This is a genomic window from Bosea sp. ANAM02 (genome assembly GCF_011764485.1).
Taxonomy (GTDB): Bacteria; Pseudomonadota; Alphaproteobacteria; order Rhizobiales; family Beijerinckiaceae; genus Allobosea.
In genome coordinates this window covers 176,299-199,120 of sequence record NZ_AP022849.1, presented here as the reverse complement: position 1 = coordinate 199,120, position 22,822 = coordinate 176,299, and the positions used below count along the sequence as shown (strand labels likewise).

27 protein-coding genes are annotated in these 22,822 nt (G+C 62.9%); 12 read left to right on the top strand and 15 right to left on the bottom strand.

The annotated features are described in order from the left end of the window. Window positions 1-6: 6 nt before the first annotated feature. Window positions 7-336, bottom strand: a complete 330-nt coding sequence (locus OCUBac02_RS24695; protein WP_173050197.1) for a hypothetical protein — start codon at window positions 334-336, stop codon at window positions 7-9. A gap of 117 nt (window positions 337-453) precedes the next feature. Here OCUBac02_RS24695 and OCUBac02_RS24690 point away from each other — a divergent pair, with 117 nt between their 5' ends. From OCUBac02_RS24690 to OCUBac02_RS24680, 3 genes are read left to right on the top strand one after another with little or no spacing between them, the layout of a single operon-like run. After that, the gene (locus OCUBac02_RS24690) at window positions 454-1,284 is read left to right on the top strand and encodes a thymidylate synthase (RefSeq protein ID WP_173051155.1); all 831 of its coding nucleotides are present in this window, start codon (window positions 454-456) and stop codon (window positions 1,282-1,284) included. Window positions 1,285-1,292: 8 nt separating this feature from the next. Beyond that, window positions 1,293-2,129 carry an adenine nucleotide alpha hydrolase family protein gene (locus OCUBac02_RS24685; protein WP_173050195.1) on the top strand — a complete coding sequence of 279 codons (837 nt, stop codon included), beginning with the start codon at window positions 1,293-1,295 and terminating at the stop codon, window positions 2,127-2,129. Beyond that, on the top strand, window positions 2,126-2,629 hold the full coding sequence (locus OCUBac02_RS24680; protein ID WP_173050194.1) for a dihydrofolate reductase: 504 nt from the start codon (window positions 2,126-2,128) through the stop codon (window positions 2,627-2,629). The genes OCUBac02_RS24685 and OCUBac02_RS24680 overlap by 4 nt, the downstream gene beginning before the upstream one ends. Before the next feature lie 151 nt (window positions 2,630-2,780). On the opposite strand, the gene OCUBac02_RS24675 is transcribed toward OCUBac02_RS24680, so the two are convergent. Together OCUBac02_RS24675 and OCUBac02_RS24670 are read right to left on the bottom strand one after the other, a co-directional pair. Then, window positions 2,781-3,482 carry a hypothetical protein gene (locus OCUBac02_RS24675; protein WP_173050192.1) on the bottom strand — a complete coding sequence of 234 codons (702 nt, stop codon included), beginning with the start codon at window positions 3,480-3,482 and terminating at the stop codon, window positions 2,781-2,783. A gap of 105 nt (window positions 3,483-3,587) precedes the next feature. Next, a complete protein-coding gene (locus OCUBac02_RS24670) occupies window positions 3,588-4,973 on the bottom strand; it encodes an RtcB family protein (RefSeq protein ID WP_173050190.1) in 1,386 nt (461 codons plus the stop codon). A 299-nt stretch (window positions 4,974-5,272) separates the two neighbouring features. Between OCUBac02_RS24670 and rtcR the strand changes: the two genes are divergently transcribed. Continuing rightward, a complete protein-coding gene (gene rtcR / locus OCUBac02_RS24665) occupies window positions 5,273-6,865 on the top strand; it encodes an RNA repair transcriptional activator RtcR (protein WP_173050188.1) in 1,593 nt (530 codons plus the stop codon). A 27-nt stretch (window positions 6,866-6,892) separates the two neighbouring features. Here rtcR and OCUBac02_RS24660 read toward each other — a convergent pair whose 3' ends face one another. Both OCUBac02_RS24660 and OCUBac02_RS24655 read right to left on the bottom strand, forming a co-directional pair. After that, window positions 6,893-7,411, bottom strand: coding sequence for a 3'-5' exonuclease family protein (locus OCUBac02_RS24660; protein ID WP_173050186.1), 519 nt, complete (start codon window positions 7,409-7,411; stop codon window positions 6,893-6,895). A 95-nt stretch (window positions 7,412-7,506) separates the two neighbouring features. Further along, entirely contained in the window at window positions 7,507-7,965 is a 459-nt protein-coding gene (locus OCUBac02_RS24655; RefSeq protein ID WP_173050184.1) for a hypothetical protein, read from the bottom strand. Between the two features lie 15 nt (window positions 7,966-7,980). Here OCUBac02_RS24655 and OCUBac02_RS24650 point away from each other — a divergent pair, with 15 nt between their 5' ends. Then, complete coding sequence (locus OCUBac02_RS24650; RefSeq protein WP_173050182.1) at window positions 7,981-8,640, top strand: hypothetical protein; 660 nt, start codon at window positions 7,981-7,983, stop codon at window positions 8,638-8,640. Here OCUBac02_RS24650 and OCUBac02_RS24645 read toward each other — a convergent pair. Both OCUBac02_RS24645 and OCUBac02_RS24640 read right to left on the bottom strand, forming a co-directional pair. After that, the gene (locus tag OCUBac02_RS24645) at window positions 8,606-10,915 is read right to left on the bottom strand and encodes a penicillin-binding protein 1A (protein WP_173050180.1); all 2,310 of its coding nucleotides are present in this window, start codon (window positions 10,913-10,915) and stop codon (window positions 8,606-8,608) included. The genes OCUBac02_RS24650 and OCUBac02_RS24645 overlap by 35 nt on opposite strands. After that, window positions 10,912-11,508 (bottom strand): hypothetical protein, encoded by a 597-nt coding sequence (locus OCUBac02_RS24640; protein WP_173050178.1) that lies wholly within the window; start codon window positions 11,506-11,508, stop codon window positions 10,912-10,914. The genes OCUBac02_RS24645 and OCUBac02_RS24640 overlap by 4 nt, the downstream gene beginning before the upstream one ends. Before the next feature lie 161 nt (window positions 11,509-11,669). Between OCUBac02_RS24640 and OCUBac02_RS24635 the strand changes: the two genes are divergently transcribed. After that, entirely contained in the window at window positions 11,670-12,011 is a 342-nt protein-coding gene (locus tag OCUBac02_RS24635; protein WP_173050176.1) for a hypothetical protein, read from the top strand. 364 nt (window positions 12,012-12,375) lie between these two features. After that, on the top strand, window positions 12,376-12,540 hold the full coding sequence (locus tag OCUBac02_RS24630; protein WP_173050174.1) for a hypothetical protein: 165 nt from the start codon (window positions 12,376-12,378) through the stop codon (window positions 12,538-12,540). Window positions 12,541-12,811: 271 nt separating this feature from the next. Here the strand turns inward: OCUBac02_RS24630 and OCUBac02_RS24625 are convergent, their stop codons facing one another. After that, entirely contained in the window at window positions 12,812-13,702 is an 891-nt protein-coding gene (locus OCUBac02_RS24625) for a hypothetical protein (protein WP_173050172.1), read from the bottom strand. 130 nt (window positions 13,703-13,832) lie between these two features. On the opposite strand from OCUBac02_RS24625, the gene OCUBac02_RS24620 reads away from it, so the two are divergent. From OCUBac02_RS24620 to OCUBac02_RS24610, 3 genes are read left to right on the top strand one after another with little or no spacing between them, the layout of a single operon-like run. Further along, window positions 13,833-15,068: an N-6 DNA methylase gene (locus OCUBac02_RS24620; RefSeq protein WP_173050170.1), complete on the top strand. Its 1,236-nt coding sequence runs from the start codon at window positions 13,833-13,835 to the stop codon at window positions 15,066-15,068. A gap of 57 nt (window positions 15,069-15,125) precedes the next feature. Next, window positions 15,126-15,803: a hypothetical protein gene (locus tag OCUBac02_RS24615; protein WP_173050168.1), complete on the top strand. Its 678-nt coding sequence runs from the start codon at window positions 15,126-15,128 to the stop codon at window positions 15,801-15,803. Between the two features lie 10 nt (window positions 15,804-15,813). Then, the gene (locus tag OCUBac02_RS24610) at window positions 15,814-16,932 is read left to right on the top strand and encodes a hypothetical protein (protein WP_173050166.1); all 1,119 of its coding nucleotides are present in this window, start codon (window positions 15,814-15,816) and stop codon (window positions 16,930-16,932) included. Here the strand turns inward: OCUBac02_RS24610 and OCUBac02_RS24605 are convergent. The 4 genes from OCUBac02_RS24605 to OCUBac02_RS24590 all read right to left on the bottom strand — a co-directional run bounded on the left by OCUBac02_RS24605 (window position 16,915) and on the right by OCUBac02_RS24590 (window position 19,864). Beyond that, window positions 16,915-17,367: a MarR family winged helix-turn-helix transcriptional regulator gene (locus tag OCUBac02_RS24605; protein WP_173050164.1), complete on the bottom strand. Its 453-nt coding sequence runs from the start codon at window positions 17,365-17,367 to the stop codon at window positions 16,915-16,917. The two genes, OCUBac02_RS24610 and OCUBac02_RS24605, sit on opposite strands and share 18 nt — an antisense overlap. A gap of 565 nt (window positions 17,368-17,932) precedes the next feature. Beyond that, the gene (locus OCUBac02_RS24600; RefSeq protein WP_173050162.1) at window positions 17,933-18,325 is read right to left on the bottom strand and encodes a hypothetical protein; all 393 of its coding nucleotides are present in this window, start codon (window positions 18,323-18,325) and stop codon (window positions 17,933-17,935) included. 115 nt (window positions 18,326-18,440) lie between these two features. After that, window positions 18,441-18,950: a hypothetical protein gene (locus OCUBac02_RS24595; protein ID WP_173050160.1), complete on the bottom strand. Its 510-nt coding sequence runs from the start codon at window positions 18,948-18,950 to the stop codon at window positions 18,441-18,443. Beyond that, window positions 18,950-19,864, bottom strand: coding sequence for a hypothetical protein (locus tag OCUBac02_RS24590; protein ID WP_173050158.1), 915 nt, complete (start codon window positions 19,862-19,864; stop codon window positions 18,950-18,952). The genes OCUBac02_RS24595 and OCUBac02_RS24590 overlap by 1 nt, the downstream gene beginning before the upstream one ends. Window positions 19,865-19,984: 120 nt before the next feature. Between OCUBac02_RS24590 and OCUBac02_RS24585 the strand changes: the two genes are divergently transcribed. Next, on the top strand, window positions 19,985-20,476 hold the full coding sequence (locus OCUBac02_RS24585) for a L,D-transpeptidase (RefSeq protein WP_173050156.1): 492 nt from the start codon (window positions 19,985-19,987) through the stop codon (window positions 20,474-20,476). 7 nt (window positions 20,477-20,483) lie between these two features. On the opposite strand, the gene OCUBac02_RS24580 is transcribed toward OCUBac02_RS24585, so the two are convergent. Genes OCUBac02_RS24580 through OCUBac02_RS24570 form a run of 3 tightly spaced genes read right to left on the bottom strand, consistent with a single transcriptional unit; the run spans window position 20,484 to window position 21,873 of the window. Then, a complete protein-coding gene (locus tag OCUBac02_RS24580; RefSeq protein ID WP_173050154.1) occupies window positions 20,484-20,774 on the bottom strand; it encodes a hypothetical protein in 291 nt (96 codons plus the stop codon). Between the two features lie 15 nt (window positions 20,775-20,789). Next, the gene (locus tag OCUBac02_RS24575) at window positions 20,790-21,287 is read right to left on the bottom strand and encodes a hypothetical protein (RefSeq protein ID WP_173050152.1); all 498 of its coding nucleotides are present in this window, start codon (window positions 21,285-21,287) and stop codon (window positions 20,790-20,792) included. A 55-nt stretch (window positions 21,288-21,342) separates the two neighbouring features. Then, window positions 21,343-21,873 (bottom strand): transglycosylase SLT domain-containing protein, encoded by a 531-nt coding sequence (locus OCUBac02_RS24570; protein WP_173050151.1) that lies wholly within the window; start codon window positions 21,871-21,873, stop codon window positions 21,343-21,345. Between the two features lie 301 nt (window positions 21,874-22,174). Between OCUBac02_RS24570 and OCUBac02_RS24565 the strand changes: the two genes are divergently transcribed. Continuing rightward, window positions 22,175-22,768: a hypothetical protein gene (locus OCUBac02_RS24565; protein ID WP_173050149.1), complete on the top strand. Its 594-nt coding sequence runs from the start codon at window positions 22,175-22,177 to the stop codon at window positions 22,766-22,768. Window positions 22,769-22,822: the final 54 nt, after the last annotated feature.

Here is a 22,822-nt window from a genome sequence, read left to right as displayed (position 1 = left end):
GGCCTGCTAGGCGGCCGCATCAAGCGCGGAGTTGACACGGCTGCCGACGAGATGAACGACCGCGCGGCGGGCGACCTCAACCTCGCTTCCGACCGGCAGGGTCGCAAGCTCGTTGCGAACGGGCCTGGCGCCACCAGCCTGTAGGTCTGGGACCTCGTAGATCTCCCGCAGCCGGTAGACGTAGCCGTCCTTGCCCAGCTCGACCGCGATCTCGATGCTGCTCCCGGGCAACCTGAAGAGCTTGGCGTTCCCGTCATAGGTCGGCGCGCCCGAGATGTGAGCTGCGTCGCAAGCCACGACCAGAAGCCGTCGCATGCGTTCGATGTTCTTGGCCACGTCGCGATTCCTTTCAACGGATCAAGCTACGATAATCGGTGGACGGGGCGCGAAACAAGGATTGTGACTTGTAATCCACCAGAGGACTGTCTTCGACGAAAGATCGGAGACGATTCAATGTCCATTCCTTGTGACGATCCCCGCCACGTCGATAATCAATATGCCGCGCTCATTCGAAAGATCCTCGAAAAGGGCGATAGGCGTATGGATCGCACCGGGGTCGGTACGAAGGCGCTGTTCGGCGAACAGCTGCGTTTCGACCTCGCAGACGGCTTCCCGCTGCTGACGACGAAGAGGATCCATCTGAAGTCAGTGATCCACGAGCTGCTCTGGTTCCTGAAAGGCGACACCAACATTCGCTATCTGAAGGAGAACGGCGTCACCATCTGGGACGAGTGGGCCGACAAGGATCTTGAGCTCGGTCCAGTGTACGGCCAGCAATGGAGGCGATGGGAAACGCCGGAAGGCGGCACAATCGACCAGATCGCCAACGCCATCGCCGACATCAAGAACAATCCGGCTTCGCGCCGCACCATCATCTCGGCCTGGAACCCCGCGGACATCCCGAAGATGGCCCTGGCGCCGTGCCACTGCCTCGTCCAGCTGTTTTGCACCAGCGACAACCGGCTCCACCTCATGCTGACCCAGCGCAGCTGTGATTCCGGCTTGGGCTGGGCCTTCAACGTTGCCAGCTACGCCATCCTGCTCGCCATGATGGCGCAGGCCACCGGCAGGATCGCAGGCGAATTCATTCATTCGCTCGGCGACGTGCATGTCTATCGGAACCACGAGAAGGCGCTGAAGGAGCAGCTTGCTCGGGCGCCGCGGCCGATGCCGAAGCTCCGGCTCAATCCGGACGTGAAGGACCTCTTCGCCTTCCGCTTCGAGGACATCGTGATCGAGGATTACGACCCTCATCCCGCGATCAAGATGGACGTGGCGGTCTGAGATCCGCCATGACCATCAAGCCCAATCCATTCCTGCTACAGGGGACCGCGCTGATCAGCTTCTCTGGAGGCCGCACCAGCGCACGCATGCTCAAGGCGATCATCGACGCCCATGACGGCCGCCTTCCTGAAAACATCGTCGTCGCCTTCGCCAATACGGGAAAGGAGCGCGAGGAAACCCTGCGCTTCGTCCATGAGTGCGGCACCCGATGGGGGATCCATATCTACTGGATCGAATGGTGCGCCGAGGCGCCCGGCTTCGAGATCGTCGGCTACAATTCTGCGAGCCGCGATGGTGAGCCTTTCGCTGCGCTGATCGAAAAGAAGAAGCGCGTGCCGAACTGGAAGGAACGCTGGTGCACCCAGTTCCTTAAGGTGCTCCCCATGTTCTCGCTGATGCGCTCTCTCGGTCACGGAGAGCCTGGCAATTATCTCGAAGCGATCGGCCTTCGGGATGACGAGGGCATTCGCATCCTGAACGGCCTGGAGAACGCCGAAAAGCACGGCCGCCGTGTCATCTATCCGCTGGCCAAGGCCAAGATGCGCAAGGACGATATCAACGCGTTCTGGGCTGCGCAGGAATTCGACCTGCAGCTGCCACGAGGCGTCGGTAATTGCACGCATTGCTTCGCCATGGCGCGCGCTGACCGGATCAACCGCATTCGCATCCATCCAGATGACGTGTCCTGGTGGCTCGACAAGGAAGCTCGCTTTGGACGCTTCGATCGCCGCGACTCGATGCAGAAGCTCGTCGACGAGGCCAGGCGCGCACCGACCTTCTTCGAAGACGAATGGGAGCCCTCGGACTCCGAATGCGGCGTGGCGTGCGCGGGAGAGCCGGCATGACCGGCCTCGTCCTCCCCAGCGGGCTCACCCTAACCCAGATCGTCGCGCTTGATGACGATCGCGGGATCGGACGCGCTGGGAAGCTCGCGTGGCACTATCCAGCCGACTTGGCTTACTTCCGGCGGATGACGCTCGGCCGCGTGCTTTTAATGGGCCGCACAACCTTCGAGTCGATCGGCAAGCCTCTGCCTGGCCGGACGAGCATCGTCCTCACCAGGCAGGCTCCTGAGGCCATTGACGGGGTGTTCTTCGAGCAGAGCTATGCTGCGGCCTTTTCCCGAGCTCTCGAACTCGGTGCCGAGGAGCTGATCGTAGCCGGCGGTTGCGAGATCTACGCGGCATCCCGCCCCCACACCGATCGGATCATCGCCACCCGAATTCCCGGACGGCATCGATGTGACGTGTTCTTGGAGCCATTCCCGGGGAGCTTCCAGCGCACCCGCTACGACCAAGTCGGCGAGCTCAGGCACGAGATCTGGCAAAGGAGGACCGCATGCTGACCCGATCGACCTCTGTGGACGTCATGGCAGGCTGCTTCACCTGTGCAGGCTCGACCGCAATCTGGGTGGCGAAGAACGCCATGGCCGTTGCAGCGCGGCACGCGCAGGCGACCGGTCACGAGACCTGGGCAGATCAGAGCCTGTCGGTCCGCTACAAATGCGAGGCCGTTCCTGACAAGCCGGGCAGGCAATAGACCTTCGCTTGGGCGGCGGCCCTCTTGATCATTTTCGACGTATAGACCAGCAGCGGGGCTGTGCTGGTGCGAACCGAGATCGAGCTGTCGTTGCCCATGATCTCCCGTATCTGCACCTCTTTGAGCCGGTGCTTCATTGCGTACCGACTGAGCCACGGATTGATTGCGTGATGAGTGATCAAGGTCGGCATGGCAAGCCCCTCCTCCTCGACCGTCCTGACCGCCACATAGTCGTAATCCCCGGCGAGGATCGTCACATCCAGGAAGATGGTCGGACTGGAGGATTTGCCGTCGCGGCGCCAGACGGTCAGGCCGAGGGTCGGCGGCGAATAGTTGAATTCGTCGAGACGGATGACGTCGAAGCCAGCTGCGTCGAGGATGTGCTGGTCGCAGAGGGAGATCATCTCCTGAAGGGTCAGTGGTGGTCGTAGATCGAGCCATTCGCCGTCGCGAAAATCGAGAACACAACCCTCGACCTTGGCCTTCTGATCTTCGGTCATCAGTTGCCCTGGGCAGGCGCTCGTCAACGACGAGAAGTTCAAATCGCGCACCCCGCCGCAGGCTTCACAAATCAGCTGGCAGCCTTCGCCGCGGAATCTCGTGCAGTCGCAAACGCCATCATCAGAGCAGATTCGCGCCTTCAGGACGTGCTTGGTCATCACCAGTCTCTCCTTGGTCGAGAACGATGCTCGATCGGAAAAACGAAAACGGCAAGCCGCGCGCACCGGGAGTGCTCTCGCCCTGAGGCGAGAGCACGAGCCTTGTCAGGCAGCCCGCTTTCGGCGGCGCCAGGGTGCATCAACCTCCCAATCACCCGCCATGATCGAGCCGTACGGAAGGACCTCGTCGACCACCTCGGCCAGGCCGAAGTGCTCGATCTGGCGCCGCACCGACGCCGCCGACTTGTAGGCGCTCGGCAGCTCGGAGATATCCGGGCGTCCGCAGAAGAAGCGGCAGTCGAGCCCGCGGGTCTCCTCCGCGACGATGTCCTCAACCGGGCGATCACCCATCAAGCGCTTGTGCGCCGTCCGGGAGAGGTTGCGCCCTGCCCCGTGAGGGGAGAAGCCCAGCCCATGAGCTGCGTCGCTCCCGCGCACGATCAGGATCGGCTGGCCCATGTTCAGCGGGATCATGGTCAGCCCAGTATCGTCGTCGGCATATCCCTTGAACGCCGGCGTCGCGCCCTTGGCGTGGTAGAACTGGCCATCCGTCTTCCTGAAGACAAAGTTGTGCTCATTCCACCACCGGTCACCGGCCGCAACACCCAGAACCGACAGCGCCAGGTCATGGATGGCGTAGTGGCTCGACTTGGTCCACCGACGCAGGATCTGTAGCGCGTCGAAGTAGGCCTCGCCCTCGCGGGTGTCGGCCTCAATCCATGCGCTGCTCGCCAAAGTTTCCGGAGAAATGCGGCGCCGCGTAGCTTCGGCCAGCTTCATTCCCTTCCCGTAGAGCTTCGCTCCAGGCGCTCGCGAGCCATGGTGGGTTACCAGTGCCGTCTCGCCCGTCGACTTGAGTTGGCCAACATAGGCAAAATGATTGCCATCGCCTTCCGTCGCATGATGTTCCCGCGCAACAGACACGAGGTCCTTGAGAAACTCGTTGCCATCGAAGGATTGAAGCAAAGAATCAGACATACGGACCTGCTTCCCGCGCTCGCGCCCGCCGGGACCGAAATGCGTGACCTTGTGGACGGCGTCGAGCAACGCGGCCGGAGATGCGCCCGGAACCACGGTGATCGCCATCGAGCAGCAGATATCGGCCGAGTGGAAGCCGGGATGGATCCCCGTGCTCGATACCACCCCGCCGACCGGGATCGATCCGGGGCCGGAAGGGCAGGCGTCGGGCATGATCGCGCCTGCGGTCACCACAGGCGTCCTCAGGAGCTCCGTCATGGTCTTCTTCACGGCCTCGACATTCGCCTCCTCCTCGGGCGTCTCGGCCTCGATATTGGCGTAGAAGGGCAGCGCACCCGGCGTGCGGAGAGCCAACGCTGGAGGCGGAGCAAAGCCCGCGGCGATCGCCAGCGCAGCGTTGAAGCTTTCGCCCTGGGCGATGGCCGAGTTGGCTGCTTCGAGCGCCGGCTTGAACCAGCGGCCCTGCCGCAGTCCGGCATCAATGAGATCCTGTCCCGAGATCGTAATGGTCATGCGTCCTCGCTCCCGGCCTGGCGCCGGCATGCGTCCTCGTTCCGGCCTGGATGGCCGGTCGTGTCGGGGGATGGGTGGCGAGGGAGGCTTTCTCCGCCGCCGGTTACGGGGAGGAGGATTTCAAGGCGCGTGCCAACTCGCAGAACAATCCTTCAAAGGATTGTCGAAGCGGCAATCAAGTTATTGAGTTCAGGTGGGAAATTCACTCTGTGATGTGCACCGAAATCCTTGAGGCAAGGATTGCCGGAAGCCGCCCAATGCTATACAGAGAGATAGCGAGTTAGAAATTTGGATAGACCATGAAGCGGCGGGTTGGCATCGCGATCCTCGGCACCAAGCTCGATGCCGGGATGAAGGAGCAGCGCTGGAACAAGTGGCGACCGACCGTCGGGATGTGCCAGCAACCTGGTCTGTTCATCGACGACCTTCATTTGCTCGTCGACACGCACAGTGATGCGCTCTTCAAGCAGGTCACGGCTGATATTGCCGAAGTCGCACCGGCGACGGAGGTCCATCGGCATGCCTTCAACGCACGCGATCCGTGGGATTTCGAGGAGGTTTTCAGCAAGCTTCTCGCCGTCATCGAAAACGAGATCGCATTCAAGCCGGAGCAAGAGGACGTCTATGTCAGTATCACCACCGGCACCCACGTCGCGCAGATCTGCCTCTTCCTTCTCGTCGAGGCGCATTTCATCCCGTCCGCCAAGCTCATCCAGCTTTCGCCGCCCAAGCGCGGCAGCGACGTGCCTGAGGCGGTCGGTCGACACACGGTCATCGATCTGGATCTGTCACGCTACAACGCGATCACAACGCGCTTTGCGGTGGAGAGGCTCGCGTCGACCTCTGTGCTGAAGGGGGGCATCGCGACGCGGAACCGTACCTTCAACACGATGATCGACGAGATCGAGCGGGTGGCCATCAACTCGCGCGCGCCCGTGTTGCTGACCGGGCCGACGGGAGCCGGAAAGAGCCAGCTCGCAAGCAAGATCTATGAGCTCCGCAAGAAGCGCGGCCAGGTCTCTGGACAGTTCATCGAGGTCAACTGCGCCACCCTGCGCGGCGACCAGGCGATGTCGGCGCTATTCGGACACCGCAAGGGTGCATTCACCGGCGCGCTCGCCGATCGGCCGGGGCTGATGAAGGCTGCCGACAAGGGTATGCTGTTTCTCGACGAGATCGCCGAGCTCGGCGCGGACGAGCAGGCCATGTGCCTGAGGGCGATTGAGGAGAAGCGCTTCCTTCCTCTGGGATCCGATCGTGACGTGTCGTCCGAATTCCTGCTCATCGCGGGCACGAACAAGGACCTGGGCAAAGAGGTCAGGGCAGGGCGCTTCCGCGAGGACCTCTACGCCCGTCTGAACCTGTGGACCTTCGCGCTGCCAGCGTTGCGGGACCGTGTCGAGGACATCGAGCCCAACCTCGATCACGAGCTCGATCGCTTCAGCATCCGGGAGGGACGAAAAGTCGGAATGACTCGCGAGGCGCGCGAGCTCTTCCTGTCCTTCGCGACGTCGCCGGCGGCCGCCTGGAGCGCGAACTTCCGCGACCTGACTGCGAGCACGACTCGCATGGCAACGCTGGCGCCGAAGGGACGCATCGACGAAGACACCGTCCAATCGGAGATACGCAGGCTTAAGGCGCTGTGGGCGGTAGATCAGGGTGGAGACGGCCTCGAGGAGCTACTGGGCGACAGGGCTGCCGAAATTGATCCGTTCGATCGTGTGCAGTTGGCACATGTCGTCCGCGTCTGCCGGCGGCACAACACCATGAGCGCGGCCGGCCGCGAGCTCTTCGCCGTGTCGCGCGGAAAGAAGGCAAGCTCGAACGACACGGACCGCGTGCGGAAGTATCTCGGGCGCTTCGACTTGGCGTTTGAGGACCTCGCTGGCTGATGAGCAGCAGGGCCTCGCCGCCGGTGATCAGAGCCTTCCTGAGATCCAACCTGTAACGAAGCCCTTCAACTCCTCGAAATAGACCTCATCGGCGAAGAGCCGGAAACGAGATGCGAGGCTGAGGCTGTCCGGCCCAGCGCGGTGGACATGCGGGAATGTCGCTCGAACGAGCTCGACGACATCATCCTTGCGCAGAGCCCAGGCCGCCGCCGCGGTCGCTTCACCCAATGCTTCAGTCAACGCGCCGGCCTCGTGGTAGACCGAAAGCCCGCTCCACACCGGTGAGGGATGGAGGGCTACCAGATGGCCGAGCCAATGCGCATCATAGGCGGGGTTGTCGGACCAGACGAAACGAATGCCCTTCAGCCGGTCGGCGATCTCGGCCGCGACCTGCTCGGCTGGCACACCTTCCGCCTGCAGATAGGCCTGCGAGAGGCCATGGATGGCTTGAGCTTCGTCATTCCAGTTGAGGCCTGCCCATCGCTCATGCGGCCGCACCAGCCATTTGGAGACGTTGAGACCATCGTCGCAGAATGCGACCTCCACCGGGTATCCCGACACCAGAGCCGACGACTCCACGTCGATGAACGTGAAGTCAGGTCGCAGGACCCGATCGGGCCTTGGAGGAACGGGAAGCGCCCTCACGCGAGCACAGCCGGCAGATAGGCTGTCGTGATCGCGGCGGGATAGTGGATCACCTTGCTCTGATCCTGATGGCAGCCGTAGAGCACCAGCGACGGAAGCTTGGTGGTCATGGTGCGATCAAAGATCGGTTGCGGCTCGATGTCCTCCAGGAACTCCTGCACCTTGGCCGTCGAGATTCCGCTGGGGACATAGACGTCAAGGGTCCCCTGAACGCGCAGCCCTGCCCAGTTCATGGGGCGCCGGCGTTCATCCGGAGGGACCTGAGCCAACGCAACGCGCTGGCAGGAAGCCATGCGGTATTCGCCGACTCCAAAGCCGGAGAGTAGCGAGGGCTGGAATTTTGAGAGATCACCGCGCGCACCCAGAATGATTTGGGCCAGGCCATCACCAGGATCGCTCCCATCGGGAATCCCGATCGGCACCACCAGATCGAAGTCCGCCTTTTCGATACTCACGTCGAGCGAGCCTGCATGGCCATCCCAGACATGGCGGAAGCTGATGATCTCGTCATTGCGAACGTGCGCATTGGGGTTGTACCTGCCGCCAGAGCCCTCGGCTTCCTTGAAGCGACGCGTTTTCTTCTCGCTGACGCGAAGGACAAGCGTCGCGCCCTTGTCGACCTTGAAGCGTTTCGCCTGCTTCTCGGCCTCCTGGATCGCGGCCGCAACGCTGGTCCACCCCGAGATGTCGCAGAGAAAACGCTCACCAGCCAGGCTGTGATCTCGGCGTGGACGTCCTCGATGATCTGGATCGTTCGCCGGCGGGTCTCGACGACCTCGTCGACATACTCATGGACCACGTTCTCACGCATGAGACGTCTCTCCGAGAAGCTGGGCGAGGCTGTTGTCGAGCTCTCCCCTGAGGGTGCGCATCCGGCGGATCGCGGCTATCCGCCGGGTAAGGTAGTCAAAGATCATGTCCTCATGCTCTTCATCGCCGGTCGCAGCGACGCCGTAGAGAAAATTAGAAAGGACCTCGGGTTTCATGGCCAACGCGCGCCGGCGAAGGCGCTCTTCGATTTGGGCCTCGTTCATGCCATCGAACTCTTCGAGATCGATGTGCTCGATGTCCGTCATTTCGCCGTCCTCGGTCACATCAGTCCTCCTCGGGGACAAATTCAGGCGGCGTGACGGGATCCACCGGCAATGCTGGCAGTGTGCGCGCTCCCCGCGGCGTTGCAGGCCGTCCGCTTTCAATGGGGATCGCCGACAGCAGGGGCGAGTCAGTCCGCACCAGCTCCGTCTGCCCGGAGCGAGCCGGCAGTCCTGTGGTCGGATCGACCAGGACCGGAACGAGCCCCTGAGCCACCGGTGGCTCCTTCAGGGTGAAGCTCGCTCCTGAGTGATCGAGGAAATCGCGAACGATCGGTGCAGCCACCCGGCCGCCACCAGCGCCCTGGAAGAGAACCTTGTTATCGTCGCGTCCTATCCAGACCGCGACCACGACATCCGCTGCGAAGCCGACAAACCAGACGTCGCGGGCTGAGTTGGTTGTTCCCGTCTTCCCGGCGAAGTTTCGACCGAACCCGGAGAAGGCAGTCCGGGCGGTACCGCGTTCGACGACGCCCTTCAGGATCGACGCCATCTGCGATGCGGCCAGCGGGTCGATGGCGGGAGCGGCCTGGACGGGCTCACGCAGGATCAACTGCCCCTCACGGGACCTGATCTCGTTGACATAACGGGGCTGAACAAGCGAACCGCCATTGGCGAAGGCACCGTAGGCCATGGCCATCTGCAGCGGGGTGACCTCGATGGCACCGAGAGCGGCAGCGTTCGTCATCGAGCCGGATATACCGAGACGACGAGCGACATCCTGAACATCCTGCAGGCCGAGCGTCCACGAAAGCCGGGCGGACGGGATGTTGCGGGACTGCTCAAGCGCGCGCCGGACCGTCACCAGGCCGCCGCGGCTGCGGCCCTGCGGATCCGCCGGGCGCCAGTCGATCATGCCGGGCCCCTGTTCGATGACAATGGGCGCATCGAGGATGGGGGAGGTGGCATCGAAGCCGATTTCGAGCGCGCCGCTATATAGGATCGGCTTGAATGATGACCCGGCCTGCCGGCGCGCCTGCGTCGCGCGATCGAACTGAGATCGTTCGCGCGAGAAGCCACCGACAAGCGCCAACACATCGCCGGAGCGGGGATCGAGAGCGACGAGAGCGCCTTCAACCTCCGGCATCTGGGCGAGCTGCGGCCGACCGCCAAGAAGGTCGAGCAGGATGACGTCTCCGGCGCGGACGACGTCCTGAAGCCGACGCCCCGTCCAGCGCACGCCGTCAGCTCCGAGACGCACCCGCTCGGTTGGGCCGAGTGCGACAACGGCTTCCGCGCCGACGCTCTCGACGACCCCAAGCGAGAAGTCCGAGCTCCCCGCTGGCGGATCGAGCTCGGGGTCGGACCAATTCACTGGCAACCGCACACGAGCCAGGGGCCCGCGCCAGCCGAGGATCTGGTCCGTGCGGCGGATGCCCGCCTTGAGAGCAGTGTCTGCGGCCGTCTGGAGGTCAGGCCGCAGGGTCGTGCGCACAACGATATCCTGGCGGCTCTGCAGGTCGCTCGGGAGGCCAGCCAGCGCCTGCTTCCAGGCGAGGTCCTGGAACCAACCCTCCTGACTGTCGGAGGCATTCTCCTTGTGCTTCCGCTCGGCGAGGCGGATCGGCTGGCCGATCGCAGCAGATGTGGTTGCGACGTCGATCGCGCCGTCCTCCGCCATGCGTCGCAGGACATAGTTGCGCCGCTCAAGCGCGCGCGACGGGTTGCGGACCGGATTGTAGGAACTCGGTGCCTTGGGCATGCCGGCAAGCAGAGCCGCTTCGCCGAGGGAAAGGGCATCGAGCGACTTGCCGAAATAGGTCTGCGCGGCTTCGGCAACGCCATAGGCCCCGAGCCCGAGATAGATCTCGTTCAGGTAGATCTCCAGGACCCGCTCTTTGCCGAGATCCTTGTCCATCCGCATCGCCAGAAGGGCCTCGCGCACCTTTCGCACGACGCTGCGCTCGTTGCCGACGAGCAGGTTCTTCGCGACCTGCTGGGTGATCGTCGATCCGCCCGATGAGCTGGCTCCGGATGCGTGACCGACAGCGGCGCGCGCGACCGCAAGCAGATCGACGCCCTGGTGCGTGAAGTAGCTGCGATCCTCCGCAGAGATGAACGCCTGCTTCACGAGCGGCGGGATGGCGCCGATCGCAACAAAGGTTCGGCGCTGATCCGTCCGTTTGGAGAGGAGGGAGCCATCTGCCGCGAGGATTTCGGAACCGGTTTTCGGGACGTAGGTCGCGAGAGCCCGATGGTCGGGAAGGTCGCGGCTATAGTTCTCGACAACCGCAAGACCGGTCGCCAGTGCAACAGCGCCAACACCGACCGAGGCAAGAAGGCCGAGCCCGAGAACAAGGCGGACAACCCTCACGATGCCTTCCTCTTGGTCGGCTTCTTCCGGAAAAAGGCCGGCAGCGTGGTCGAAAGCCGGACCAGATCAGCGAGCTCCGCGCGCCTGCGCAGCTTCTTCGACCGCGGCACCGGATCAGCGTCGGCAAATTTGGAGAACCTCCGCAGCTCCTCGGCCCCTTGCGCCGCGTTATCCCGCGCCAGCCAGAGCAGCTTCCAGGCGTCGCCAACAACCGAACCGGATGACTTGTCCGCCGCGGCGGCGCCGAGGGTTGCGATGACGACCTCGTAGGCCCGAAGCTGCCGCATGGATTGGGCGAACGCGACGTCCTCCATGCCTCGATTGGAGATCGGTTGGAGTCGCTCCTCGAAGACGCGCTCATGGGATTCCGACAAAGCGACGACGATGTCAGAGGCCAGGTCAGGATCGAGCGTCATCGGGCGGTTGGCCACGGCGGCGCCCCACCTCTCGGCTGCGACATCGATCAGCGCATTGGCGATTGCCATGACCGCAGCGCGATCAGGACCGGAGAGCGCGGTTAACCCGGCCATCAGGCTAGAGCGGACATGCTCCACAATGGTTCGCGCGCGGCGCCGGCGGAAAAAAGACAGCACGAATGGCTCTTGGATTCTTGATCAGACGAAAGAGCGTATCCGCGAGCGGAACAAGGAACAACGACCGCGATCCTTGATGGTGCAGCAAACTGTGGATCCGCTGATGCGGCTTGCGAAGCGCTGGGATATCCTCCCCGGAGAACTCGAACTGAGAGAGCCTGATGAGCCGCGAGACCATTTACGTCGTCGTCAACGGCACGCCTTCCGAGGAGGAGGATGCGCTTATCCCTGGGATCTACAGCGCCGAGGTCGACACGGATCTGTCACCGGGAGAGAAGGCGGAGGTCGCGCTCGATCATTTCCACGACAACAACGGCATTGCCTGCCTGGACGATTTCGATATCAGCGCGCACCTGGCCTCCGGCGAGGAGCTCCCGCGCATGGAAGCCTATCAGCCGAATTCGCTTTCCGCCCGCGGCGAATACGGCGAGTTCGTCGGTGACGATGCGCCTGCGGAGGTGTTGAAGCTCCGTACGTCGAACGATCCCGCCCCTTCGATCTAGGGAAAAGCGCGCCGGCCGTCAGGCGAGATGGAGCCGATCTTCTTCCAACGATGGATGCGGCGTCGGAATGCCGGCCAGGGCAGAACGGGATCTCCCGATCGGCAGCTGGCCGGCTCGCGTGCGTTCAGCGATGCAGCGTCGGTGCGACTCCAACCGGGCCGATCTGCGGAAGCGGAGCACCCGCTCGGCCGAGGTCGCGGATCGGAGCCGGAGCTCCTACCGGGAGCGAGGGGAGAACACCAGTGGGAGCCGCCGGCGCGCCATCGACACGCGCTCTGAGCCCTCCAAGCTGCCCGATCTGCGGAAGCGGGCCTCCGACCGAGCCGCGGGCTGCCAGATCGGAATGCCCCGAGAACTGCCCGAGATGCTGAGCAACAATGGCCTGGTCTGCGCCCTTGCCGCTGACCGCCCTTGCCTGGTCTGGAGAAAGCACCTTGACCTGGGCCGTGCCGAAGACCTTGGCGGTGTCGGCCTGCGCAGCCTGACCGGCCAACGCGAACGCAACGAATGCGAACGCGACAACGAGTGAATGCGACTTCATGCAACTGCTCCTTCTGCGGCGGTCTCCATCTGGAGACCTCACGATGCCGATGGGCATCCCTGAGTGGCGTGAAGGCAGCTGCCCCACCAGCGTAGGATGCTCACAAGACGCGAACGCGGGAAAAGGTCATGACAAGGGGTGGGCTGGTCGGTTCATTGAAGGATTCGCGAGTGGAATCATCGAGGTGAGTTGCGAAACTATAAAATCGTCCGCTCTGTCCTGCTAGCCATAGAAGAAAGGATTGTCGCGCGACCGCGCCTCAGGCGTAGCGAAGGCTGTCTTCTCGACGCTGCTCCTCAACCATCGCCTTGACAATCTCGTCAACGACGCGGCGCTGGCGCTGCCGCTCTTCAGCCGTTGGGTACGAATCCAGCTGTCCGACAGCCCCAGCCTCGCTGGAACGGCGATAATACTCGGCGAAGAGCTCGTCCTTCCAATGCACCTTGAATGGCTCACACAGCGGTGACGCCTTGAGCTCTTCAAGCCGACGCGCCTCGGCTTCCGAAAGATCGTCGCGATAAAGAAGGGAGATAATCTCCTTTCCGTGGTCAAGAACATCAAGATGGAGCGTGGAAGGAATTGCCCTGCGCTCTCCGAAACCCCAGATCGGTTTGTCAAAGGTTTGGCTAGGGATGCTGCCATCTGGAAAAGCTTCCGGCACTGGCTCCGGGGACCCCATGGTGAGCCGCGATGGACTGCCTAAGAGCGAAAACATCTCCTTTTCCGGAACTACAGTGATTGGGGATCGCATGATGCCAGCCCCGGCCATGACTACGCGGCCAGGTGCGCCGGGGAACCTAGTCTTCCGAAGAACCATCCCCCCGCAGCAGAGAAGCGATCCTAGGAATGGCGGCTTGATCTGCATTGTCCGCAACAGGCCATCGAGCTTGTCGATCCTGGCATAATCCGGAACCGGATCGCCGCGGCGATCCAATGAGAGTCTGAAACTGTCGGGGGCCCCGGAGAGCGTGAACGGTAGAAGCTGCTCGTCGGCATAGGTGCCCGGATCGCATTCAATGAGCGCAAGGGCGATGTCATACACAAACGGGTATCCGCTCTCGAAGCGAGCATGTCGTGGCTGGCTGTAGTCGGGCGTTACCGAGCCCACAGCCCTGCGAAAGATGATCTGGCCGCGAATGAAATCAGTCATTGGGCGAGCCTGTAAGCGTGCCTCGAAAGTCACAACGAGGCGAATCTGGAGAAGGAATTCCGCGCGAGACCATGGATGGACGCGAGGCCCCATGGGATCATGTGAATCGAATCCTTGATCTGGAGCCATCGTGGTCGAGTCGTCTCTCGCGGCGGATGTCGCAGCCATACCTTCGCGCTCCGACTTCAGGCCGGGAGACCCACTCTCGCGCTTCTATTCGAAGTCGCCGATGGCCGACAGCTTCGCCGCATTGTTCACGACCGATATGGCGAAGAACGTCCTCGATCTCGGTTGCGGCGAAGGCTCGCTCACGCTCCCGACGACGCAGCGCTGGCGTTCCGCGAGCTTCATGACCGTCGATAAGGATCCAGAGATAGAGCTCAAGCTGAAGCGCGAGCTGCGCGGCGCAGGACGCATCAGCCATCAGCACCATTGCCTCGATGCGTTGTCCTTGGATCTCCCAGGGAAACTCCACCGGAAATTCGATGTGCTGCTGTCGAACCCGCCCTATCGAAGGGTGGCCAGAACCGCGGCGATCGAGCGGATCTTCGCGGACGCAGGTCTCGCCGGTTTGCTGGATCTGCCAGCCGAGACCTGCACGGCGGAGCTTGTCTTCCTCGCCCAGATGCTTCGGGCCGCGAAGGAGGGCGCAGAGATCGGTATGATCGTCCCCGACGGCCTGATGACGTCATTCAAGAACGCGGCCGTGCGCCAGGCCTTGGTGGAGAGGCTATCGATCTCGAAGGTCGTGTCGTTGGGGCGCGGTTCCTTCCTGCGAACGACGGCTCAAGCCTATGCCCTGATGATGCGCAACGAACCCGGCGGGACAGGCTATGTCGATCTCCATACGCTGGATGAGGACGGGCTCTCGAACCCGATCCAGATCTCGCCTCAGGAGGCCGCAAGGCGGCTCGACCACGCCTACTATGCACTGAGGCCAACGCAGATGGAGCGTTCGATCACGCTTCGAGAACTGCGTGCAGAGATTGTCCGTGGCCACCGCTCATCGGTCGAGGTCAGAACGAAGGGCGGCTTCCACACCACCTCGTTCCCGAAGAGCGACGAGCCGCGGGAGATCCATCTCGACGAGGCAGGCGCCGGAAAAAAGACGGACGCGCGCGCTGGGGACATACTGCTCGCCAGGGTCGGGCGCTCCTCCCATGAGAAGATCGGCCTGGTCGAGAGCGGCTCCTCTCCGCTAAGCGACTGCGTCTACGCGATCCGTATCCCGCAGGCCTGGCGGCGCGTGGTGATGGCCTCCCTGCTGAGCCCCGGCGGTCAGCGAGCCTTGCGTCGGATCAGCTGCGGCGTCGGCCCGAGGGTGATCCGGAAGGCCGACCTTCTCGACCTGCCGTTGCCCATTTGAGACCGAGACTTCTGGCTTTCCAGCTATCGAGCGATCATGGCGCCAAAGGAGCCGTTGATGACTGCGACAGAGAACGATGACGAGACGATCGTTGCCTATGGCTTCCTGGATGCAACATCCGGCAAGCAGGTGAGGTTGCGCCGTCGACACACCGAGGACACCGAAGAGTACGGCGTGGTTGAGGTGCCGGAGCTCAGCACCGATGATTACGGCACCATCTTCTCTGTCCGCGGGCCTGAGGCGCTGCAGATCGTGCTCGAAGAAGAGCCCTTCTGGCTCAACGCGGACGAAAGGCGCCCGCAATGGGGTGACTATGCCAGGAAGTTCGACCAGCTCGTTCCGGTGAAGTTCCGGAGCACCCGCAGCGTCACTCGCGACCACGCCGGCAGGGCGGTCGGCTTGACGATGGAGACGCATGTCGAGCTCGTCGAGCACAAACCGCTGCCCCGTTTCCTGCCCAAGGGCGAGATCATGTACGACGTTCCCCGCAAGGGAGCGAAGAACGATTTCACCCCCGAGGAGCGCTACCTCTACATGTATCCGCTCAGCGAGCAGGAGAACCTGCAGAAGTTCGTGGGTCACGACGTCCGTCTGCGCGGCGACCGCTACGAGAAGCGATATGTCCATCGCCTGAAGATCATGGGTGATCGCATCGCGGCCGTTCTGGGCGCGCGCGAGCCTGTCGTGACAATCGATCCCGAAGTCGAGGGGCCAGTGGCCCCTGGCATGCGGTAAGGAGGCACTCGTGGCCCTGGCCAACATCGCAAAGACTAAGGGCGCGGCCGACAATGCCGCGTCGCGCCTGTCGAACAAGCGCGGAGCCGTCGCAATCCGGGTTTCGGAGAAGCCAGGCCACGGAATCCTCGTCTCGCCGCTCGGCGCCCTGCCGGCCGGAACGGAGCTCAAGCTTCACCAGCCCGAGGTTCAGGGGCTGCCGCTGGCGACCGCGCTATCCGGTACCCGCAGCCCGGAGGGGCGCGTGACCCATCGCACCGCTCCGGGCGATCTCGTCGTGCTCGAAGCCGCGTTCATCGAAGGCGACACGCTCGTTTGTGGCCGCGTCGCAGGGCGTATCCATGACGGGATGAGCGGACCTGTCCAGGTCATGAAGGCGCTCGCGCGCATCTCGGCCGCGAACGTCCACAAGGGCGGCTTCTCACAATGGGTCTCGATCCCCGATCCGCTCGCCGCTCGCGTGATGCGCAGCACCGTCGACGTCGAGACACTTGTCACGAGCCAGGTCGGACGAGAGTTCCCGGGCGGCGAGGTGAGCTTCTTCATGCGCTCGCGCGCCGGCCGGCAGGAGTTCAAGATGGATCCGGGCGAGAAGGTCGCTGCCTATGTGAAGCGCCTGGTGGAGGCCAACCGCCTGCTCGCCGGCGGGCCAGTTGAGCTGATGCCGATCTTCAGCGTGCATGTCGGGCGCGATCAGTCGCTTCGCGAAGGGATCAACACGCGCGTCGAAACCACCGGCAAAGTACTGGGTTCGGTCTCGAAGCTCTATGGCGAGGGCTACGTGCCGAGCCTCTTGATCCTCTGCGACGAGGACAAGTGGGCCTTCGGCGGGAAAACGGAAAAGACGCATCGAGTCGCGGCCTGCGTGGAGCCGCTCGCGATCGTCCCTCCGATCGATCGAAAGATGATTGGAACCGCGAATATGAAGGACGCTTCCGGCAAGCCGATGAAGCCCTTCGAAACCCGCGAGCTCTGGTCGGCTGAGCAGATGGCTGCCGATGCGAAGCGTCGTGCGCCCGAGAAGGCTGCCCCGGCTCGGGGCTATGACGATGAAGGCGACGATCAGCCGAGCGCGCCACTTCCCTTTAGGAGCGCCCAGGCCCGACGGCCGCTACCCGGCATGGGCTAACCGGCGCATGCCGGTGGAGCAGTGGTTCTCGAAATGGGTGACGCCCTTGAGAGCGGCGCCGATCTGACCGGCGTCGCCACTTGTCGCGCGGCGGATTGAGGCCGCCAAGTTCTGTCCACGTTCGGTCAACGTCACGACGCGAACACGCTTGTCCTTGGGGTCGGACTCTCGCACCGCAAGCTCGCAATCGACGAGTGAAGCGATCGCGTAGGAGACGTTCGATCCAGCAATGTTCTCGTCCCTGATCAGGTCGACGACGCGCTTCGGCCCCTTGTCGAGGCTGAGGAGGAAAATGACGTTGGAGACGGCCATATTGCCGAGGCCAGCCTGCTTCAGCAGGGGATGAATGAAATCATCGAAGTGGCGGAGCGCGCGGTGTGAAGCGACGGCCACATCGGCCCAGTGCCCTTTCCCGCGACGATCTGATCCGCTCATTGCCTTCCCCGATGACCTTCGATTTGAACCTTGAATCGAATATCGAAGGAATACGGAAATTGGGCAAGGAGAAATCCGGACGGATGTGCTCCGTCCGGAAGGATCGTTCACGCTGCGACCATGAATCGCTGCCCTTGACCTTGCTGTGACGCAGCCACTGCAGCTGTAGCGAAAAATGCTATCAGCTCGTCTCTCGCGGCGGCGTCGGCCTGAGCCAAGACCGATCCTGCCAGGATCGGATCGGTCGTCCAGGGGTCTCGGCTTTGTTCAGTCTCGGCGGGCGCTTCGGCCCCAGTCAAATCGGAAAACATCGCGGTAATCTCCAGAGAATGCGGACAGGAACGAGAGCTTCGCGAGCTCTTTGCCGTCTCGGAGCGATTTCGCCGTCAGGGCTGCGTTGTGGGCCATGGCACAGTCTCCTTCATGGCGTTGCGATGGAACGAATAGGGAACATAACTGAGGCGGCAGCGCAAGCCCCCGGTCGAAATCCGGGGAACGCGCACTGTGGATAGGTGAACCGATCCTTGATGCCCGCGGTCGAATTCGCGGGATGAGCTCGCGTCGTCTAGATCGACGGTGCGAAGGAATTCCGAGCCGCGAGCTGAGACGCCGCATCCGCCGCCGTCGGCGCCTTCAAAAGTTCCTCGTCGCCTTCGAAAACAGCCCACTCACCACGCTTCATGCGCGTGAGCTCGAAGCCGGCGGCGGAAACGAAGGTCGGCAGATCGCGATCAAGCTGGAATGCCCACTCGTCGTCGAGGCCTTCGCTGCGGGCGATCTCTGAAGCTTGCTTGGCGTCAAGCTCAGCCAGGGCACGATCGCCGGCAGCCTGGGCGGCCGCAAGAGTCTCGAAGGGCGACTGGCCGGCCTGGTCGGGGATCGAGAGCCAGAACTTTCCGCCATCGAGGTTGATGAACGCGGAGCCTGTTTCGCCCGAGAGGAACGTCTCGACCGTCATCGCCGTCATCGGGCGGTGCCAGGTCGTAGAATCCAGTCGATCCCATTCCATCGCGGGCAGTCCTTCAGCTGAGATGCTGGTGAGGCTATGGTGGCCCGATGAAAGCCAAAAGTCGCTAGCGACCGAAGCCGGCCGCCGGCGCTGGCCGACAGGACGCGACAGCGAAAACGCGCTCCATATCAGCCTTCCAGAAGCGCTTCACTTGCCGTTCGAGGTCCACGCGCCGCAGATAACGCCGAACCGTGCGAAGACGCTCGTCCATCTCGTTCTCGGGTCCGTCCCAGGCATACATCACGTCAAGGGCATGGCCGGGCTCGCTTTCGATCCAGGCATGCCCGTTATAGCCGCCATCCTCGTCCATGAGGGATGGGTCGAGATAGAACCGACCTCGATCGTGGTCGACACCAGCCAGGCCCCAGCCGCCGCGGATCGCCAAGTCGAAGTCGTCCTCGAAACCGGATGGCCAGAACAAGGCGCCGACGCGAACGTCGGCGGTCTGGAAACCGAGAAGGCCGGCCGCCGCCGTCTGAATAAGGATGCAGACAGTATCAATCTGCAGGTCAGGACGAACGGAGCGAACGATCTCGCTCGCCTCCTGCAGGGTCCCTGGCAGATCGAAGTCCATCAGAAGAAGCGCGGCGCCGGCGGTTCGTCATCCCTCAGTTCGAGCTTCAGATCGGGATCGGTCGCGAAGGCGTAGGCGTATGAGGCGAAATGATCCTCGAAAAAAACGATCCCGACCCCGTCCTTCTCAGCGAAAATGGGGACTCCGGTTTCGTACCCGGGAAAGCTTGGGTGACTGAAAGGAGCGAGCTCGCAGCTTTCTTCCGCGTTGCGAACCCACCGCTTCATGGCCGCTGATCGCTCAACTTCGTTCGGATCCATCTTCAGGATACGCATATCCTCAAGATCAGCGGCATTGCCAATCACGGGAGCCAGCATAGCGCGCGCAATGGCGCGCAGTGACTCGTGCTGATAGCGAGGCATGTCGATAACGCGATGCCAGTTTTCAGGCGCGACGCGCGTCTGCTGCTCGATGAGCAGAATAACAGGATCGAGCTCGGCCTTCTCCGGCGCTCGGGACGTCACCTCGCCGATGTATTTCTGCGGAACGCGGGGATCCTTCACGTCGAGGTTCAGTGCGTCGTAGGTCAATGCATCGTTGCGCGCCTGGGCATCGAGCGCAGCGAGTTCGGGCATGCGCCGCCGCAGCGCCGCGATGTCTGCAAAATGCGCGCTCAGGTCCGGCGCAGGATCGAGCGTCTTCGCAGCTTCACGCAGGGATTCAACCTGGAAGGAGATGGGCGTATCGACGGGCAGCAGAGGGAAGCCATCCTCGGTGCAGCGGAAGGCGTCGACGTTGAACTCCTCGTGGGAGATCACGTCGCCGCGGCCCTGCTGAAGGACGCCGTCCTCCACGCGCAGGCAGCGGATAGGATCCGAGAACTCCAGCTGGACCCGATCCTCGAACTGCACGCGATCGGTGATCATGCGGTAGATCGCGCCTTCCGGCAGACGGTGGAGCTCGGGATGCGGCATTAGGCTGTTCCTTGATCTGGGCCGGTCCGGCTTCCTTCGAAATTGCCGCGACCGGACGCCAGTCACAAGCGCAGTGTCGAATGGATTTCGCCATTCCTGGCCTCGAGGCATAATCGCCGGATGCTCACGCTCCTGCTTCTCGCTGCTCTCGTCATGATCGCCCTCGCCCAACCGGCAGCCGCGCAACTGGTCTATGCGTATGACGGCCCTGGTCGGCCGGGAACGATCGTCATCAACACGCGAGAGCGGCTCCTCTATTTCGTTCGAGCGGACGGCGAGGCGCATATCTGGCCGATCGCCGTCGGACGGGAGGGCCACCAGTGGTTTGGCCGCACCCGTGTCATCAGCAAGGCGAAGAACCCAGCCTGGCGCCCGACGGAATCGATGCGAGCCGAGAATCCGCGCCTGCCGGCCTATGTCGCGCCGGGTCCCCGCAATCCGTTGGGGATCAGGGCGATTTATCTCGCGGAGGGAGCTCTACGGATTCATGGGACGAACTCGCCTGGCAGCATCGGTCGCGCAGCGTCCAGCGGCTGTTTCCGGATGCACAACGCTCACGTCAGCCAGCTCTATGAGCTTGTGAGCACCGGCGCCTCGGTCGAAGTCCGGTAACCAGCACTCAATAGCCGCCGATGCGCCACCACGCCCAGACACCGGCGAGGGTCACCAACCAGATCAGCTTGAGGCGGATCCACGGCCAGTACATTTCGCAGAGGAGCTTGACCACGGTCAGGAGGAACAAGGCCGCCAGGACGTTCCCGACGATCTCCATGATCTTGTCGCCAAGCTTGCCGAGACCGTAGAGGTCGTCGATCAGATAGGCGGCAGCGCCGAGAACACCCAGAGCCATCACGGCCCGGGTCAGAAGCGTGCGGACGCGGCTCGGCGACGGGCGATCAATATCAGTCATGTTGAAATCTCGGGATCAGGGGTAGACGCGCGTATCGAGAAGCGAGGCGAACTCCACGCGCGTGTGGGTGCTGCTGCTACCACGAAGACGAATGAGCATCCGGTCTTCGCTGGCGAGGCTCTCCGCCGTCCCGGCTAAAGCGCGTATCTGCGAACGATTGAAGCCGAGCGCGACCTCCTGTCCACTCCGAAGCAGATTGGCGATACCGTCGGGGTTGAGCGGGACCGAGCTGATCTCACTGGTCGCCGCGGCAACCGCCCGGATGTCCTCAATCGTCGAGTCGAAGGACTTCCCCTCAAAATGGGGGCGCACCTTCTCGGTGAGATCGATATAGACATCCCGCGACTGGCCGCGCTCGGCGAGAGCCGTCCGGATCGACTTGAGGAACGCATTTTCGGGCGAGAGGGAAGCCGGCGTCATCTGCTCTCGCGGCAATGAGAACAGCACCACTCCAGTGATGAGCCCCGCGACCACGAGGACGGAAAAGACGAGGCGTCCGAGCATCGCGAGCATCAAAGTTCAAATCCAAGCGCCACGAAACCCCCTCGAAGCGATCTGTCGCGATGAGTCACTTCGAAGCGACACCTGTCCGCGAGAAGTTCGCCGCGATCGTCATGACCTCGCTGCCATAAGCGGTGCAGCGCGGCGTGGCGTAGAGCCCCATCTGGTGGAGCGCGACGCCCTTGCAGGAGGCCCCGCCGCGCCGGATCGCGCGATGAAGGTGTTCCAACCCCCAGACCAGGTTGGTCTCGGCATCCTTCAGTTGAGAGCAATCGCCCTTGAAACCGAGACCACGCGCCGTCTGGCACTTGATTTGGGTGAGGCCGAGCGGACCACCGCGGCCGACGGCGGACGGGTTGTAGTTGCTCTCCTGGCGAACGATCGCATGCGCCAGAGCGACAGGAACCTGCTTGCGTTCTGCCACCTTCGTGACGAGGTCGTGGACCGGCGTGCGGGCGACCTTGCCGATCGTGTTGTTGCGGGCCTTTGCGGCAGCAGGAGCCGGCTCTGCGACTGCCGCCGTCTGGACACCGGTCTGCGCGCAACCTGCGAGAGACAAGGCGGCGATAGCCGCGAGCGTAATTCGTGAGAAATTCATTCCGTAGTCTCGCGTGTTGCGTTGGCGCTGTCGGCCTACGGTGGAGAGAGCTGAATCCGGTCAGCTCGAAAGGAATGGATCATCGGATCCGGTTCAATCAGGAGAGCGCCGCGTCGGCAATCAATCTCCCGGTGATAAAGAACTAGGATCGGTCTGCGACTGCGACAAGGATAAAATGAGTAATCCATGAATCGCCCGTGGATGGCCATTCCATATTGCCTCAGTTGGCGGAGAAGGAGCGTGCCAATTTCAAGGTTGCCGAGTAGGATCTCGGCACTTCAACATTCCGGACGGCTTCGCGATGTATCTCGCCATCATTGGATCTGCTGGTCGGCGCGACGACGCCGATCGAATGACCCCGGATCTGTACGCGGAGATGTGCGCCGAGGCGCGCTTGATGGTGCGCGACGTGGGCGCCACCCGGCTGATATCCGGAGGGGCCGCCTTCGCCGACCACGTCGCCGTGACGCTATTTCTTGAGGACGTAGTGTCGGAGCTCCAGCTGCACCTGCCAGCGCCCTGGCAGGGGAGTGCCTATGCTGATCGTGGCGACGGTCGAACCGCGAACTTCTACCACGAGGCGTTCAGCCGGGCCTGCGGGCTCGACAGCCTCGCCGAGCTGTCGCGCGCCGCGGAGAAGGGCGCCATGACGGCCAGCTATCGTGGGTTCAAGGAGCGCAACACGCGGGTTGCAGCCTCCGACGCAATCCTTGCTTTCACCTTCGGCGCCGGGGGCGATCATCGTTTCTGGCCAGGAGAAACGCTTGCTCTTAGAGCTGGCCTGAAACCAGGCGGCACGGCCGACACCTGGAACAAGGCCGTGTTCGCGAAATTCAAGCGGCACGTCGACCTCGGCCAGCTCGAACACCGGCTGACCACAGCTCTACGACCTTAGGCGAATCAGGTGACTTGGTTTCGCGACACGGAATGAGCGGTACCAACTCATGCT